The organism is Collinsella sp. BA40 (genome assembly GCF_008014645.1).
Classification (GTDB): domain Bacteria; phylum Actinomycetota; class Coriobacteriia; order Coriobacteriales; family Coriobacteriaceae; genus Collinsella.
Map to the genome: position 1 here is coordinate 22,499 of NZ_VOWY01000012.1, position 14,818 is coordinate 37,316.

The window sequence follows — 14,818 nt, forward strand, 5'->3', positions numbered from 1 at the left end:
CATACCGTCAATGCCAGACAGTGTGCGGGTGCGTCACAAAATAAAATCAACAACTAATCAGGCGGTTCCCTTTTTTATCACGTAGTCGATATCGTGTCGGGCGCAGAATTCGGATACCCGCTGGGCGGTATCTCGATAAAACTCGGTATGGTTGGGATAATTCGTGGTTCTCTTGTCATAGTGGGTCCGTCCAAAAACCATCCTGTCAACAAAGCTCGCCTCGTTCAGAAGCGGCAAGAGCTCCTGACTGCAAATGTTAGGAGTTGGATACGGCTCCATACTAATCCAAGTTTTACATCCTGCATTGTGAAGCTCTTTTAGCGCCTTCAATCGTGAGGTTATGGGTGCGGCACCCGGCTCCATTTCTCTTCTATAGCTTTCATCTAGGCTGGTTAGAGTGATTCCATACATGTTTTCATTGGCTGCTGTTCGCTTTAGTTCAGAGGGCAATATTCCTTTGGTCAAGAGGATGCAGGGGATGTCAAATTCGTTTATCAGGTTTACGGATTCAAGCGTCAGGTCAGTTATTTCTGGATAGGAGAGCATGAAAGGGTCGGTGGTGAAGCAAAGCTGTACTTGCTTTATCTCATTCCGATACCTGGGCAATTCCGTTTTAAGGAGCTCTATTGTGTTGTCAACGATTGAGGGTGTGCACCATTCTTCGTATGACTTTACTCGACCGAAGCGTTTTGCCATGAGGTAGGCATAGCAGGGATATCTACATCCGTGAGTGCAACCTTGAACGTGATTCATTGCCCAGTCGCCATACTCAACCTTGGTTTTGTATAACATGGTTTTTCGATTAATGTGGCCTAGCGGTGTCATATCCATTCAGGGTCTTTCGCTTCGATTTCCAGCGATAAGAGATGATACATCTGTGTTCCAAATTACCTTGCCCGATAGACCAAATCGCTGCGGCTGAAGCTTTGCTTGGGCTTTCCCGTGGGCGTGTACTTCTCTGCTCGTTCCAAATTCCGTCGTCTAGAAGTGGGGCAACATAGGTCCTCAGAAGATTAGTGCAGCAATCGAATACCCCACAGGCAGAAATGATGGCTGCAGCGATATTGCCCATCTTAATTTGCTTTCCGATTTCAAGTTGATGAATGGCATTCCTAAGCTGCCGATCAATCTCGGACGGTTCGACAGCATTTCCGTCAACGTCGACCTTAAAAAGGCCGAGCTGGCGTGTTTGATTAAGATCGTTTCTCTTTAGCATGTCATCGTTCATCAAAATGCAGCCATCGGCGTTGTTCGTCATATGTATCATTCGATACTTTACTAATCCGCCCATTGCCTGTCTCTGAGAGACGTCTTTTATAGGCATGTTTGTAACGTATCGATAAGCGGACTCGGCGCTTTTGCAGAAGAGTCTCGAAATCTCGTACTCAGCTTGCCAGAAATCTATCACTCCTTTATCGAAACGATTGATAATTTCAATCCATTCCTCGGTGCCAAGGCATCGATTTAGCTTTTCAATACGTTCGGAGGGCGGCACATTTTCACAGAAATCTTCGTCGAATAATTCGAGATCATTTGGTAGATTGCACGCGGTCTTTCTGGTGGCACATGCCGCCCGAACAAATCCCAGGCCGTTGAAATTGACTAGAACCTCGGTATGTTGAGGGTTTGGGGATTGGAGCAACAGCTCCATGTTTAAATCTTTCACGCCGAATGGGTCAACGTAGTAGAACAGCGTTGACGGTCTTCGTCCGTTATTCAGCTTAAGCTCTTGCGCCGCCGCAATTGCTTCCTCACAGCTACAGTACACAAGGGCATCGCGGATATAACGGCTTCCTCCTCGAGCCTCCTGAAACGATGCTTTCAGCGAGGTGCGTGATGCGCTCTTGGCTTCTGCAAATATGAATTGCACAGGTCGTTTTACATGTTGTTTGCTGGCAACTGCCTGAAGTTTTTGCAAAGCAATGAGTGGGGATCCCACCTCGCCATTTTCGAATCTTCCTGCACCGGCAAATGCATCAATGTATATTATCCCATTTTCAGAATATCGAAATACCTTTTGGAAGAAGGGCGTTAGGTAACAACCGAGAAAATCATCTTTGGTTTTTGACCAAAGATGCTTGCCTGAAAAGTATGAAGACTGGTCTTTAGCCATCTCGCCCCTCCCAAATAATGGATCGACATTATCTTACCCCGAGGAATACGCGGCTATTAATTCGTTGGTGTCGTTGAGATGGGGCCCATGAAGCGGGTCCCATCTCTCAAACTGTTATTCGTTTATTGGCGTGAGCGATTACCGTTTAAGAGTACCTTTTTCGTCCGAGGAACCATAGAATAGGAATTGAGGGCGCATCAAGTCGAGTTGTCCTTTCAGGCGGTTTTAACCTGCAACGGAACTCAATGAGAAGAGGCCGATATGGAGCAAACGAGCGCTTTCCAAGCAGATGTCTGGAATCTGCCCATGTCACCCCGCGGCCAGGATCTCTACGAGCTGAACGAGCTTGTGGGCAAGTGCGTGAAAGAGTTTGAGGGGCACGTGCTCGACGCCATCTACGTTGCCTTCGATGACGATGAGTGGGACTTCGACTTGCCTGTTATTTTGCGCGTCGGAGAGAAGCTGCTGATCGTCCTTGCCGTTTCGGGCATTTCCATGGCGATCGGAATTGTTCCAGCGAATGCGGATTTAGGCGTAGGGATGGAGTACAGGGCCTTTGGTCCTCTTGCCGTCCATTTTGGAAAGCGAATCGAGCAGCTATATTGGAGGGCTGATTCCAGCAGGCAACCCTTGGCGCTCGGTATCGAGCTCGCGGATGGTGCCCACGTGCGAATTGGGGATGGTGGGGATATCACAATCCCAACGGCTTCGGCACCATCCAGCAAGGAGTATCCAGCAGAATTCGACGATATCATGCTGCCGGTCGGTTAGCGCTTGCTTGAATTGAACGCGCCACTTGGACAAGCTTGCCAGAAGAGCTACGCCGCCAAGATGACCGAGAACGAGGAGGGGCTCAAGACCGAACCTAATTCCGCGCCCTTGATCGACAGGGTTTCGGTGGCAAAGCTTAAGCTCATCGGAAGCCGCACGGGTTACGAGCGCGTTTACTACTGCGAAGGTGAGTACACCATCGTTACGGGCATCGGCAATAACGGCTTCAGCGTCTCTGCCTATCCGCACCGCCACGTGAGCGCTCGGCTGGTCCGATCTGCACCGCGCTACAATCATAGGCACCACAACGTGCTTGGAGGTCAAATGAAGCTGACGAATGAAGAGCTCGATGCCCTGCTGGCAAAAGCCGGCCTGCGCCTCGACCAGGAGTACAGCCCGCGCTGCAGCTATCGCAAGACCGAGTGGCTGCGCACCGCGTGCCTGGCGTGCGGCACGCAGGCGGATTACCGCCTCGCCTACATCTTGGGCAAGAACGCGGACGGCGAGAAGGTCTGCCGTGCGTGCTACTGGCGCGATTGGTATCGCGGCGAGGAGGATATCCATTACGCGAACGGCATGAGCCTCGTCGAGGCGAAGCAGCGCCTCGTGGCGGCGGGCCTGGAGGAGGCCCCCGTCGACATGAGCGAGGCGGAGGCGCGCATGTTGGCCCGCGAGAACGGCTACGAGCTCGTTGAACTACTTCAGGGTGCGCGTCCCGGGGAGCAGCTCCTCGTTGTCCGCTGCGCGAGCTGCGGTAGGCAGTCGGTGGAGCGCGTGGGCGACGTCGGGTTCGGCTGCACCTGCGCGAAGTCGAAGAAATAGACGGCGCTGAGCCGCTCCGATAGGGCGCGCTCAGCATGGATGGGGTTTGGGGACGTTCGCTCTCGGTGTGCAACTGCTCGAACGCGACGCGTTGCGACCCCAACGGCATCGACTTTCAGGGGCTCAGCCTCATATCGAAGATCGCGTTCTCTGCGCAGTTTGCGCTAGATGTTATGTGCCAATAGGTTGTTTGCGCGCACGATGCGCGACATGGGCGGGAGGCGCCCTCCCGTCCGCTTCTGTCGTGATTTCAAAATCCGTTGCTACACCAATCGAGCGTAGTCCTGCCTTTGGTGAAACACGTGGGCGATGACGACCGCATCACTTTCAAAGTAGTACGGCATGATGTAGGAGTTGACGCGGCAGGCGTGGTACCCCAGCTTCGCGACCTCCGGTAACTTGCATAGCCCGTAGTCGATAACGCCGCTTGCGAGCAGCTCGAGCTGGCGCCTGTAGTCCTCAATGAAATGGCGGGTGGGCTGCATGCCAAATCCGCTGAGGTACTCGACGACGCCCTCGACCTCGACCTCCGCCGTCGGGAGAACCTTGACATCATAGGCCATACTTTGCCTCGATCGATGCCAGGGATTCGAAGGCGTCTTTGGCGAGACCGTCGTTGCGCTCCCGCTCCGCCAGGGCGATGCGCCCCATCAGGCGCGCGCGGGCAAGCTCGGCCTCCATGCGATCATAATCCTCGGAGCGCATCACGACGAATTTACTGTATCCGTTTTTAGTGACCGTAATCGGACCGGCAGAAGACTCCACCAGCTCGGCGAAGCGAGAGGTGTCGCGCATGTCTTTCACGGGAACACAGACTGGCATAGGGACCTCCTTGCATAATTGTGCACATAATTATAACAAGTAAGCTGCACTTTGCAGGATGACTGCCCGGGCTTTGCGTTTTCAGAATAACTCCGCCATAGGCAAAATGGCTGATTTACAGGCTTCCTTTGGCCCTCCAACAAGATTAAGAAAACCAACGGCAGAGAGGGCTACGAGCGGATTTACGAGCTGTGCGATTCCTACTACGAGTTCGATCGCACGGCCAGGCCTGCTGGTTCAACGAGGAGCAGGAGAAGGCCGACAAGCCACTCATGCTCGAGCTTCTGGGCAGGCTCAACGCCCACATCGCGGAGCTGAACGACGGCTCCTTCGCCGTGGACGACCAGAAGACGCCGCGTGTCGAGGCGCTATAACCTGCGATCAAGTCGAACATCACCAAGGCCCGCGCGCTGCCCGGTGCACGTGCCTGCTCTGTCCAATCCTTTCGAACCCATCGCCGTACACGGTGGCCGCGCTCGCGGGCAGTGTCTCAACGGCACGGGTGAACCTGTATTTCGAGCTCGGCGACGAAGATGCCGAGGAGCGGCGCCTGATAGATACCGCGGTCGCGAAGGCTCGGCTGGGTGCCGAGGCGCTTGCGGCGGCGGCCGGGACGGAGCTCGCCGGCGTAAAGGAGATTCGCTACAACCGCGGCGGGGATTCCCGTTTTTGGGGTGCCATCTGCGCCGACGGCTGCGCGACGCCGGCCGGCGCGGCAAGCTCTATACCGGACCTCCATCCCAAGCCGATGGATGTTGAACGCGGCGTGGACGTAGATTGGTGGCTCAAGCCCTCGGCGTGATCAATTGTGCAACAGCTGCTGCACAATTCGCTTGGCGCGCTATTGCTCAACATCGACGGGCGGATCTTTCGCCCGTAATCCTTCTCGCATCGGTTCAGGTCCGTCTTACGTCCATGATCGCGTCCCAATGGAAGGCTCGATGCGTCCCGTCGGTGCAATCCTGCCGACTTTGCACATCCATATTGGAAAACTGCGAGTAGGGATACGGCTTCACCGTACGAACGCCCAGCTCATGTAATTGCTACAGAATCGATATACAAAGGATAATCGCAGGCGGATGGGAAAAGCCGGCAAGATTGCATTTCAGCATCCTGGATGCGTCGTCGAGCCGGATACGAGGGTGCATGGCTTCGCGTGGGCGCCTCGTCATAACGGTGCCGCGCATCGTGGGCGGTTCTCAGATGCTTTGTCATATCGGCGCCGCCTGCAGCCTGCTCGAAGGCGGTCACCTTGACGCATCGGTTGCGCCTGGGTCCCCGCCGCCGTACGAGACAAAAAGAGAGGGCCGGCCCTGTTGGCCAGCCCTCTCAAGAGCGCGTTGCGCCTTTGACGGCGCGCTGCTTGAGCGCGGGCTCCATACGCGAATCGCTCGCGGCGCGTTCGCGTTTTCTGAACGCCTTTCGGGGAACGCGCTCAAGCTCGTCCGCGATGCCTCGAAATATAATGAGACCGCCTATGAAGCAGGGCGTTGCCCCTGGATGGGCTGTGTAAAGAAGACGATGCAAGGCATGAAGAGATACGGAGAAAGACGAGATGACGATGGTGAAGAACGGGAGGCGCCTCGGTGGGGGCAGGGCACGGCGGGCCGTCGCCCTCGTGCTCTGCGCGGGGCTGGTTGCTGCTGCCCCCGCGGCGGCGGGCGCGCTGGAGAGCGTGCCGGCGGGTGCGCAGGGACGGCCGCCCGCGGCTGCACAGGACGCCGGCGCCCAGGCTGCCCAGCCGGCCCAGATGAAGATCGAGGACTACCTCAAAAGCTGCTGGAAGGAGCGGAGGACCGAGGTCGACCTCACGCCGTACAACATCGACGACGAAGAGCTGAATGCCGTCCTCTTCGGCATCCACTACGAGGAGCCCGAATACTATTGGATCATCCGCTACCAGGTATACGACACGGATAGGGTGACGGGAAAGGTCACGACGTACTATCCGCAGTACACCGACGAGGTGGGCACCCCGTTCGACCGCAGCGAGGAGCTGGAGCGCGAATGGGACGTCGTTCGGACGCTCACGGAAAACTGCACCACGGATGTGGAGAAGGCGCTCGTCGTGCACGACCACCTCGTGCGCACCATCACCTACAGCAAGAAGCTGGGCACCCATATTCCGCACGACATCGAGGGCGGTATCTTGGAAAAGCAGTGCGTATGCGAGGGCTACGCGCTTGCATACAAGTACTATATGAACCGCCTGGGCATCCCCTGCAAGGTAGTGAGCGGTGCCGCGGGCGGGGAGTCCCACGCGTGGAACCAGATCAGGATCGACGGCAAGTGGTATATGGTCGACGCCACGTGGGACGATCCCAACGACTCGGATCACACGGTCAAGCACCAGTTCTTCCTGAAGAGCGAGCATAGTTTTCCCCGGCACGATTGGGTTAAGGACAACTTCGAGCGTTGCACCGACACCACCTACGACGATGCGGCGTGGGCTCAGATGTCGCGCAACATGGCCGGCCACCAGGGGTCCCTCATTGTCCCCGGCTACTTTATAGGCGACGACGGGCTGAAGACCGGCATCTGGAAGTTCGACGCGAAGAATCTGGCGGCCCCCGGCACGCTGGCTATCGAGCTCAACGACCAGTGGGAGCTGAGGGAAGGCCAGAGCGGCATCGGCTTGGCGGAGGTCTCCTACTACGACGGCATGCTGTACTACAGCACGCCGAAGGCCGTGTGGCGATGGGACTTCTCGGAACCTGCCAAACCCGAGAAGGTCTTCGAGCTCGATAAGGACGACCCCGACCAGATCTGGTACCTGCACGTGGCTGACGGCAAGGTCTATTACGAGACGGCGCGCTACGCCAACGATGTTCGCGAGCGTCGCGAGTTCGTGTTCGACAAGGACTTCCAAAAGGTGAAGCATCCCATCGCGGTGACGGGCGACGTGCTGGAGCTCAAGGTCGGCGGCAGCCCGAAGGGCGACTTCCTGCGCGCCGCGGCCCCGGGCGCTCTCTCGTTCACGTCCAACGACCCCGCCATCTGCGAGGTCGAGCCGATCATGGGCGGCAAATCCGTCCAGCTGCATCCGAAGAAGGCCGGCAGGACGACGGTTACGGTCACCGCGACGGAAACGGACCACTACCTGCCGGGCACGAAGGACGTGGCCATCGTCGTCACCGATGATTCCCAGGTAGACGAGCAGGTCACCGTGAGCTACGAGGCGGGGGACAACGGCTCCGTGGCCGTGGTGGACAGCGTGACGAAGGAGCCCGTCTCCAACGGCGCCGCAGTGGGCAAGAATTCCAGCCTGCTGTACACGGCGACGCCTGCAAAGGGCTATGCGGTGAAGAACTGGATCGTCAACGGAAGCGTTTACAGGGAGCAGGGGAGCGTCTACACGGGCACCGAGCTCGTGCGTACGGTAACGGCTTCAACGGACCATGTGAAGGTCGAGTTCGCGAAGGCGCCCGTGCCGCTGCAGGGCATCGCTTTGAACAAGACGGCGCTCGCGCTTGAAAAGGGCGCCTCCGAGGTACTGACCGTGACGTTAAATCCTGCTGACACCACGGATAGCAAGGACGTTACCTGGAAGAGCTCGAACGATGCCGTGGCCACCGTCGACGCCGACGGGCGCGTCACGGCGGTCGGACGGGGCGAGACGGTCGTTACGGCGACGTCCGTCGCGGGCGGCCATACGGCGAGCTGCACGGTCACGGTGTCGGAGCCGGAGCCGGAGCCCAAGCCCGAGCCGCAGGTCGACAAGGGTAAGCTGCGCGCCGTATTCGATGAGTGCAAGGTGCTGGATGCCAAGGACTACACGACGATGACCTGGCATCCGTTCGTGGCCGCTCTCGACCGCGCGCAGCAGGTTCTGAAGGATGATGCCGCCACGCAGCCGCAGGTCGATGAGGCCCTGAAGGGGCTTCAGGCCGCCCGCGCCGGCCTGAAGCCCGTCGAGAAGGTCGCCTTCTCCGACGTCGACAAGGAGACGGCGCACAGGGCCGAGGTCGAGTGGCTGGCCGCCAACGGCATCTCCAAGGGCTGGGAGAACGCTGACGGTACGTCTAGCTTCCGCCCCTACGCCACGGTGAAGCGCGCCGACATGGCCGCGTTCCTCTACCGACTGGCCGGCGAGCCGGAGTTCGACGCCAAGGACGTCGCCTTCGCCGACGTGGACGAGAAGACCCCGCACCGCGACGCCATCCTGTGGCTCGCCGCGGAGGGCATCTCCACCGGCTGGAAGGGCGCCGACGGCAAGGCGGAGTTCCGCCCCTACGCCGAGATCGCCCGCTGCGACATGGCCGCGTTCCTGTACCGCATGGCCGGCGAGCCGGAGTTCGAGGCCAAGGACGCCTTCTCGGACGTCGCGAGGGACACGCCGCACCGCGAGGCCGTGCTGTGGCTGGCCGCCTCCGGCGTCTCCACCGGCTGGACCGCCGAGGACGGCACCAAGACGTTCCGCCCCTACGACCGGATCGTCCGCTGCGACATGGCCGCGTTCCTGCATCGCATGGCGGAGAAGGGCCTGGTGGACCTGAGGTAGGGAACCGCCCTCTCGGAAAAGGGACAGGCACTTTTCTGAGCGCGGCGCCGCGGTCCCCGTCGGGTGCCGGGGCGCTTCCGCTGACATATCCCCGCCGCGAGGGGGCTGGCCCCCTCCTTTTTCGCTGCCCCTCTCAGAAAAGGGACAGGCACCTTTCTGAGCACGGGGGCGCCTTTCCGAGCACGGGGGCCGCCGCTGGGCAGCGCCCGCGCCGCCGGGGATCGGTTTTCGGACCGGTCCCCGTTTTTTTACGTCGGCCCCGCCGTGCGGCCGCTGCCGTTGCATCGCCGTCCGCCGCCCCCGTCTGCCGCGCTTGGGCAAGATGGCTACAATGGCGAGGTGAAGGAAGACGTTCCACCAGGCAGGATACGGTGAAGGGGAGTCAACCATGGAAGCGAAGACATTCACCTCGGCGAGCGCCGCGAAGTTCATCAAGCGCTTGGAGAACGAGAAGAGCCGCCTCGTCTCCCTCGAGTTGAAGAACTCGACCTACGTGCTGGCCCAGGGCGAGGAGAGCGAGCCCCCGGTGTACGATTACCGGGCGACCGTGGAGCGGGTCGACGAGTTGGACGATACCATCCGCCGTATTCGCCATGCGCTGCACGTGTTCAACGCGCACACGGTTATCCCCGACGAGGACATCACCGTGGACGAAGCCCTCATCCAGCTGGCCCAGATGAACGGCAAGCTGCGCCGCCTCGAGCGCTTGCGCGAGGTCGAGCCGAAGAAGCGCCTCGAGAGCGGCATGTTCGGCGTCAAGGGCATGATCGAGTACGAGTACGCGAACTTCGACATCAAGGAGGCGTTCGCCGACTACGAGGTGCTCTACCGCCGTATCTCCGACCTGCAGCTGCGCCTCGACCTGGTGAACCAGACCGAGACGTTTACGGTCGAGTTGGAAGCGGGCGCGCTCTAGCGGCTGCTCGTTCCGAACCGAAGGCGGCATTCTTTTACGATTTTGTTCAGATGGGGTTTGACCGTTCGAGTTGCTTGTTGTTGGTAGTTGCTTGTCCTGTACGGTTTCGTGTTGGAGCTATCAAGGGCCTTGAAGTTGACCATCAAACAAACCGCCTCGGTTGAAAACTTCCCGGGCCTGGCTCGTCCAGCCCGGGCGCTGCGGCAGTTCGGTTTCATGCAGCATCTTCATCCGATAGAGACAAGATAGGGAACCCCCATGAAAGCTCTGGTACACGACGGCTACGGACATATCGCCCTGGAGGACCGCGCCGATCCGCAGGTACAGGACCCCGGCGACGCCGTCGTGCGCGTGACGTGCTCGACCATCTGTACGAGCGACCTGCATATCATCCACGGCGCCGTTCCGCGCGCCACGCCCGACACGGTGCTCGGCCACGAGTTCGTGGGCGTCGTCGAGCGGGTGGGCGAGGGCGTGCGCAGCCTCCACCCCGGAGACCGCGTTGCCGTGAGCTGCGAGACCTTTTGCGGCGAGTGCTTCTATTGCGAGCGCGGCTGGGTGAACAACTGCGTCGAGGGCGGCTGGGAGCTGGGCTGCTGCGCGGACGGCTGCCAGGCCGAGCTGGCGCGCGTGCCGCATGCGGACCAGACCTGCGCCGTCATCCCCGCGGACGTGACCGACGAGGCCGCGCTCTTCCTGGGCGACATCGTGGCCACGGGTCATTGGGGTGCGGAGATCGCCCAGATCGAGTCCGGCTCCACGGTTGCCGTGATCGGCGCCGGCCCGGTGGGCCTGGCCACCATGATGTGCGCCCGCCTGCATGAGCCCGCCCGCATCGTCGCGATCGACATCGATTCGGCGCGCCTGGCCCTCGCCCGCGAGCGCGGCCTGGCCGACGTCGTGATCGATGCGAGCGATATGGACCTCGACGCCGTCGAGGCCGCCGTGCGCGAGCTCTCCTGCGGTCGCGGTGCCGATAGCGTGATCGAGGCGGCCGGCGGATCGAACACCTTCGAGATGGCGTGGCGCATCGCCCGCCCGCACGGCGTGGTGGTGCTCTCCGCCATGTACGAGGGGGCGCAGACGCTTCCGCTGCACCGGATGTACGGCAAGAACCTCGTCTTCAAGACGGGCGGCGTGGACGCGTGCAACCTGGGCGAGACCATGCGCCTGGTGCAGGAGGGCCGCATCGACACGGGCTGCCTCATATCGGGCCGTTACCCGCTCAACGACATCGTAGAGGCCTACCGCGCGTTCGAGGTGCACGAGGACGGCTGCCTCAAGCTGGTCATCACGCCCTGGGAAGAACGCTAGCGCCGGGGTCCGCCCGCGGGAGCCCGCCTCAGACGGGTGCTCAGATTAGTGCCTGTCCCTTTTCCGAGAGGGGCGGACGGGGGATGGCGCCGCCGACGCCCGCCGCACGGGGGCGCCGGCACGCCTTGCTCTGGTGCGGTTTTGGGATTGGATGCAGATTCGGTCGGCGCCGGCTCTTGCGGCGTGCGCGATGCGGGAATCGCCGCTAGTATGGAGCCCTATGTCCCACGGGCTCACGGCCCGCATCGCGCACGAGGAGTTCGCCCGCATGATCTATTCGCTGGCTCCTATGGAAGGCCTGACCGGGTCGACGTTTCGCGCCGTGCACGCGGAGTGCTTCGGCGCGCTCGACCGCTACTACACGCCGTTCTTGGCACCGCCGCATGTGGACTCGGGATTTGGCAAGAAGGCGCTCAAGGAGCTCGACCCCGGCCGTGGCGCGGGGCTCGACGTGGTGCCGCAGCTGCTTACGAAAAATGCCGACGAGTTCGTGTGGGCCGCGCAGGTCCTGGCCGAGATGGGCTTTTCGGAGGTGAACCTCAACCTGGGCTGCCCCTCGGGCACGGTGGTGGCCAAGGGACGCGGCTCGGGGTTCCTGCGCGACCTCGACGGGCTCGAGGCGTTCCTGCAAGACGTGTGCGAACGCTCGCCGCTGCCCGTCTCGGTGAAGACGCGCCTGGGGATCGCGGACGATGCGGAGTACGAGCGCGTGCTCGAGCTGTATCGCCGCTGCCCGCTCGCGGAGCTCATCGTGCACCCGCGCGTGCAGAAGGATCGCTACCAGGGCGCGCCGCGATGGGAGCCCTATGGCGAGACGCTGGCGACCGCTCCCTTCCCGGCGGCGTACAACGGCGACGTCTTCTCCGTGGATGATCGCGATGCGCTGCTGGCCGCCTATCCCGCTACGCGCCATGTGATGCTGGGGCGCGGCCTGCTGGCGAACCCGGCGCTCGCGCGCATGATGGCGGGCGGCCCCTCGGTCGCTCCTGCCGAGCTGCGCGCGTTCCACGACAAGCTGTTTGCGGCGTATGTGGACGAGATCGGCGGCAACGCGGTGTTTCGCCTGAAGGAATGGTGGTTCTACGCCAAGTTCGCCTTCGCGAACCCCCAGGCGGTGCACCGCCTCGTGCGCAAGGTGCGCAAGCTCGACGAATACGAGGCGGCGGTCGCGCGCGTGTTCGCGAACGAGCCGTTTGCCGAGGTCGCGCGCTTCAGCGCGTAGCGGCGCCTGCGCCGGATGCGGATACCGCGGGCGACGCGGGGCGCGGAGCGGCCGGATGCGGGTCCGGTGCGCATGCATGCCGGGTTCCGCACGTACCGCTCCGCGCGTCGCGGGCTACAATGGTGCAATCGAATCGCCCACCACCGAAGAACGGATAGCCGCCATGCCCCAAGCCGTCATAGGCCTCGTCGCCCACGTCGACGCTGGTAAGACCACGTTGGCCGAGGCCCTGCTCTATCGAGCGGGGGCCATTCGCCGGCAGGGGCGCGTGGATAAGGGCGACGCCCATCTGGATACCGATGCCATGGAGCGCGAGCGCGGCATCACCATCTTCTCCAAGCAGACGCATTTCGATTGGGCGGGCCTGCATGTCATGATGCTCGACACGCCCGGGCACGTCGATTTCTCCGCCGAGGCCGAGCGCACGCTGCAGGCGCTCGACTACGCGGTGCTCGTGGTGGGCGCGAACGACGGCGTGGAGGGGCATACCGAGACGTTGTGGAATCTGCTCGAGCGCTACGCCGTGCCCACGTTCGTGTTCGTGAACAAGCTCGACCTCGTGGGCGGCGACCTCGCTCCGGCGTTGGCCGACCTGCGCGAGCGCTTGTCGCCGGCGGTGCTCGACGGCCGGGTCCTGGCGTGGCTCGCGGGAGCGGCCGACGCCGAAGGTGCGGGCGCGGACCCGGGTGCTGCGGCGGCGGATGCAGAGGCGGCCTCCGTTCTTGAAGACGCGGCCGCGGCGGACGAGCACGCGTTGGACGAGTATCTCGAAACGGGTGCGCTCGCGCCCGCTACGCTGCGCCGGCTGGTGCGCGAGCGCGCGGTGTTTCCGTGCTTCGCGGGTTCGGCGCTGCGCGTCGACGGTATCGACGCCCTGCTCGACGGTTTGGTGGCGCTCACATCTGATGTTGCGTGGCCGGAGGAGTTTTCGGCTCGCGTGTATCGCGTGAGCCGCGGCGCGCATGGCGAGCGTCTCGCCTGGCTCAAGGTGACGGGCGGTGTCCTGCGCGCCAAGGAGGTGCAGTCCGGGTTCGACCGCGGCGTGGCGTGGACCGAGAAGATCGACCAGGTGCGCATCTACGATGCGGACGCCTTCCAGGTCGAGCGCGAGGTTCCGGCGGGCCGCGTGTGCGCGGTCACGGGCCTTACGCATGTGTGGCCCGGCAGCGTGCTGGGCGAGGGCGAGCGTGCCGGGGCGCCGGCGCTCGTCCCGGTGCTCTCGTACAGCGTGACGGCCGAGGGCTCCGGCGCCGCCACGCTCGTGCAGGCGCTGCGCGAGCTCGCCGACGAGGACCCGCTGCTGGGCGTGGCCTGGCACGAGCAGCTGCAGGAGGTGCACGTGCAGCTGATGGGCGAGGTCCAGCGCGAGGTGGTCGCGCGCCAGCTGGCGGACCGCTTCGGGCTGCGCGTCTCCTTCGGCCCCGGCGGCATCCTGTATCGCGAGACGGTGACGGCGCCGGTGCGCGGTGCGGGCCATTTCGAACCGCTGCGCCATTACGCCGAAGCGCATCTGCTGATCGAACCCGGGGAGCGCGGAAGCGGCATCGTGGCGGGTTCGCGCGCTTCCGAAGACGACCTCGACCGCAACTGGCAGCGGCTCATCCTCACCCACGTGCTGGAGCGCGAGCATCCGGGCGTTCTGATGGGCGTGCCCCTCACGGATGTTCGGATAACGCTGCTGGGAGGCCGTGCGCACCTCAAGCACACTGAGGGCGGCGATTTCCGTCAGGCGACGTATCGCGCGATCCGCCAGGCGCTCATGACCGCGCGCGAGGCGGGCGCCTGCGCGCTGCTGGAGCCGTGGTACCGCTTTCGCTTGGCGCTGCCGGCCGATAAGGTGGGGCGGGCGCTCGCCGACCTCCAGCGCATGAGCGCGTCTTTCGAGCCCCCGGTGCTTTCGGGCGATCGCGCGCAGATCGCGGGCACGGCGCCGGCTTCGGAGATGGGCGCTTATGCGTTGGAGGTGAGCGCGTATTGCGGCGGGCGCGGCAGCTTGCATCTGGAATACGCGGGGTATCGCCGCTGCCATGACGAGGACCGGGTGGTCGACGCCGCGGGTTACGACCCGGTGGCCGATCTGGCCAACACGCCGGACTCGGTGTTCTGCAGTCACGGCGCGGGCTATAACGTGGCGTGGAGCGAGGTGCCGGGGAAGGCCCATGTGGCGATCGAAGAGGATCGCCTACGTCCGTGGCGCGAGGCCGATGCGAGCTTCTTCGCGGGATAGGCGTTGACAGGCGCGCGATGGCACGGTGGTGCTTTTCGCGCCGGCCAACGCCCGCATGCATCGACGGGCCTCACGGAGCCCGATCGGTGAAACGGTGCTGAATCGAAAGG

13 protein-coding genes are annotated in these 14,818 nt (G+C 62.2%); 9 read left to right on the forward strand and 4 right to left on the reverse strand.

Features of this window, described 5'->3' with window-relative positions; all coding sequences use genetic code 11:
• Nucleotides 1–57: 57 nt before the first annotated feature.
• Complete coding sequence (locus tag E4J93_RS05870) at nucleotides 58–792, reverse strand: radical SAM protein (protein WP_222705696.1); 735 nt, start codon at nucleotides 790–792, stop codon at nucleotides 58–60.
• A 10-nt stretch (nucleotides 793–802) separates the two neighbouring features.
• Complete coding sequence (gene tcmP, locus E4J93_RS05875; RefSeq protein ID WP_147588539.1) at nucleotides 803–2,113, reverse strand: three-Cys-motif partner protein TcmP; 1,311 nt, start codon at nucleotides 2,111–2,113, stop codon at nucleotides 803–805.
• Nucleotides 2,114–2,374: 261 nt separating this feature from the next.
• Between tcmP and E4J93_RS05880 the strand changes: the two genes are divergently transcribed.
• Together E4J93_RS05880 and E4J93_RS05885 are read left to right on the forward strand one after the other, a co-directional pair.
• On the forward strand, nucleotides 2,375–2,884 hold the full coding sequence (locus tag E4J93_RS05880; protein WP_147588540.1) for a hypothetical protein: 510 nt from the start codon (nucleotides 2,375–2,377) through the stop codon (nucleotides 2,882–2,884).
• A gap of 60 nt (nucleotides 2,885–2,944) precedes the next feature.
• Nucleotides 2,945–3,706: a hypothetical protein gene (locus E4J93_RS05885; protein ID WP_222705697.1), complete on the forward strand. Its 762-nt coding sequence runs from the start codon at nucleotides 2,945–2,947 to the stop codon at nucleotides 3,704–3,706.
• Nucleotides 3,707–3,969: 263 nt separating this feature from the next.
• Here E4J93_RS05885 and E4J93_RS05890 read toward each other — a convergent pair whose 3' ends face one another.
• Nucleotides 3,970–4,269: a type II toxin-antitoxin system RelE/ParE family toxin gene (locus E4J93_RS05890; RefSeq protein ID WP_147588542.1), complete on the reverse strand. Its 300-nt coding sequence runs from the start codon at nucleotides 4,267–4,269 to the stop codon at nucleotides 3,970–3,972.
• A complete protein-coding gene (locus E4J93_RS05895; protein ID WP_255431936.1) occupies nucleotides 4,259–4,528 on the reverse strand; it encodes a type II toxin-antitoxin system prevent-host-death family antitoxin in 270 nt (89 codons plus the stop codon). Before E4J93_RS05895 ends, E4J93_RS05890 begins: the two co-directional genes overlap by 11 nt.
• A gap of 191 nt (nucleotides 4,529–4,719) precedes the next feature.
• Here E4J93_RS05895 and E4J93_RS08095 point away from each other — a divergent pair, with 191 nt between their 5' ends.
• The 7 genes from E4J93_RS08095 (at nucleotide 4,720) to E4J93_RS05925 (ending at nucleotide 14,708) form a co-directional block, all read left to right on the forward strand.
• Complete coding sequence (locus tag E4J93_RS08095; protein ID WP_187231626.1) at nucleotides 4,720–4,902, forward strand: hypothetical protein; 183 nt, start codon at nucleotides 4,720–4,722, stop codon at nucleotides 4,900–4,902.
• Between the two features lie 92 nt (nucleotides 4,903–4,994).
• Nucleotides 4,995–5,330, forward strand: a complete 336-nt coding sequence (locus E4J93_RS08100; protein ID WP_255431937.1) for an SIMPL domain-containing protein — start codon at nucleotides 4,995–4,997, stop codon at nucleotides 5,328–5,330.
• Nucleotides 5,331–6,083: 753 nt separating this feature from the next.
• Nucleotides 6,084–9,029 (forward strand): Ig-like domain-containing protein, encoded by a 2,946-nt coding sequence (locus E4J93_RS05905; RefSeq protein ID WP_147588544.1) that lies wholly within the window; start codon nucleotides 6,084–6,086, stop codon nucleotides 9,027–9,029.
• 388 nt (nucleotides 9,030–9,417) lie between these two features.
• On the forward strand, nucleotides 9,418–9,945 hold the full coding sequence (locus E4J93_RS05910) for a hypothetical protein (RefSeq protein WP_147588545.1): 528 nt from the start codon (nucleotides 9,418–9,420) through the stop codon (nucleotides 9,943–9,945).
• Between the two features lie 258 nt (nucleotides 9,946–10,203).
• Nucleotides 10,204–11,259 (forward strand): alcohol dehydrogenase, encoded by a 1,056-nt coding sequence (locus E4J93_RS05915; RefSeq protein WP_147588546.1) that lies wholly within the window; start codon nucleotides 10,204–10,206, stop codon nucleotides 11,257–11,259.
• Between the two features lie 220 nt (nucleotides 11,260–11,479).
• Nucleotides 11,480–12,481 carry a tRNA-dihydrouridine synthase gene (locus tag E4J93_RS05920; RefSeq protein ID WP_255431938.1) on the forward strand — a complete coding sequence of 334 codons (1,002 nt, stop codon included), beginning with the start codon at nucleotides 11,480–11,482 and terminating at the stop codon, nucleotides 12,479–12,481.
• Nucleotides 12,482–12,644: 163 nt separating this feature from the next.
• Complete coding sequence (locus E4J93_RS05925) at nucleotides 12,645–14,708, forward strand: translation factor GTPase family protein (RefSeq protein ID WP_147588547.1); 2,064 nt, start codon at nucleotides 12,645–12,647, stop codon at nucleotides 14,706–14,708.
• The last annotated feature ends 110 nt before the right edge of the window (nucleotides 14,709–14,818 follow it).

Bases quoted from the DNA above. Each gene is read 5' to 3' on its own strand.
- E4J93_RS05870 (WP_222705696.1), bottom strand. From the start codon at position 792: ATGTTATACAAAACCAAGGTTGAGTATGGCGACTGGGCAATGAATCAC.
- tcmP (WP_147588539.1), bottom strand. From the start codon at position 2,113: ATGGCTAAAGACCAGTCTTCATACTTTTCAGGCAAGCATCTTTGGTCA.
- E4J93_RS05880 (WP_147588540.1), top strand. From the start codon at position 2,375: ATGGAGCAAACGAGCGCTTTCCAAGCAGATGTCTGGAATCTGCCCATG.
- E4J93_RS05885 (WP_222705697.1), top strand. From the start codon at position 2,945: ATGACCGAGAACGAGGAGGGGCTCAAGACCGAACCTAATTCCGCGCCC.
- E4J93_RS05890 (WP_147588542.1), bottom strand. From the start codon at position 4,269: ATGGCCTATGATGTCAAGGTTCTCCCGACGGCGGAGGTCGAGGTCGAG.
- E4J93_RS05895 (WP_255431936.1), bottom strand. From the start codon at position 4,528: ATGCCAGTCTGTGTTCCCGTGAAAGACATGCGCGACACCTCTCGCTTC.
- E4J93_RS05905 (WP_147588544.1), top strand. From the start codon at position 6,084: ATGACGATGGTGAAGAACGGGAGGCGCCTCGGTGGGGGCAGGGCACGG.
- E4J93_RS05910 (WP_147588545.1), top strand. From the start codon at position 9,418: ATGGAAGCGAAGACATTCACCTCGGCGAGCGCCGCGAAGTTCATCAAG.
- E4J93_RS05915 (WP_147588546.1), top strand. From the start codon at position 10,204: ATGAAAGCTCTGGTACACGACGGCTACGGACATATCGCCCTGGAGGAC.
- E4J93_RS05920 (WP_255431938.1), top strand. From the start codon at position 11,480: ATGTCCCACGGGCTCACGGCCCGCATCGCGCACGAGGAGTTCGCCCGC.
- E4J93_RS05925 (WP_147588547.1), top strand. From the start codon at position 12,645: ATGCCCCAAGCCGTCATAGGCCTCGTCGCCCACGTCGACGCTGGTAAG.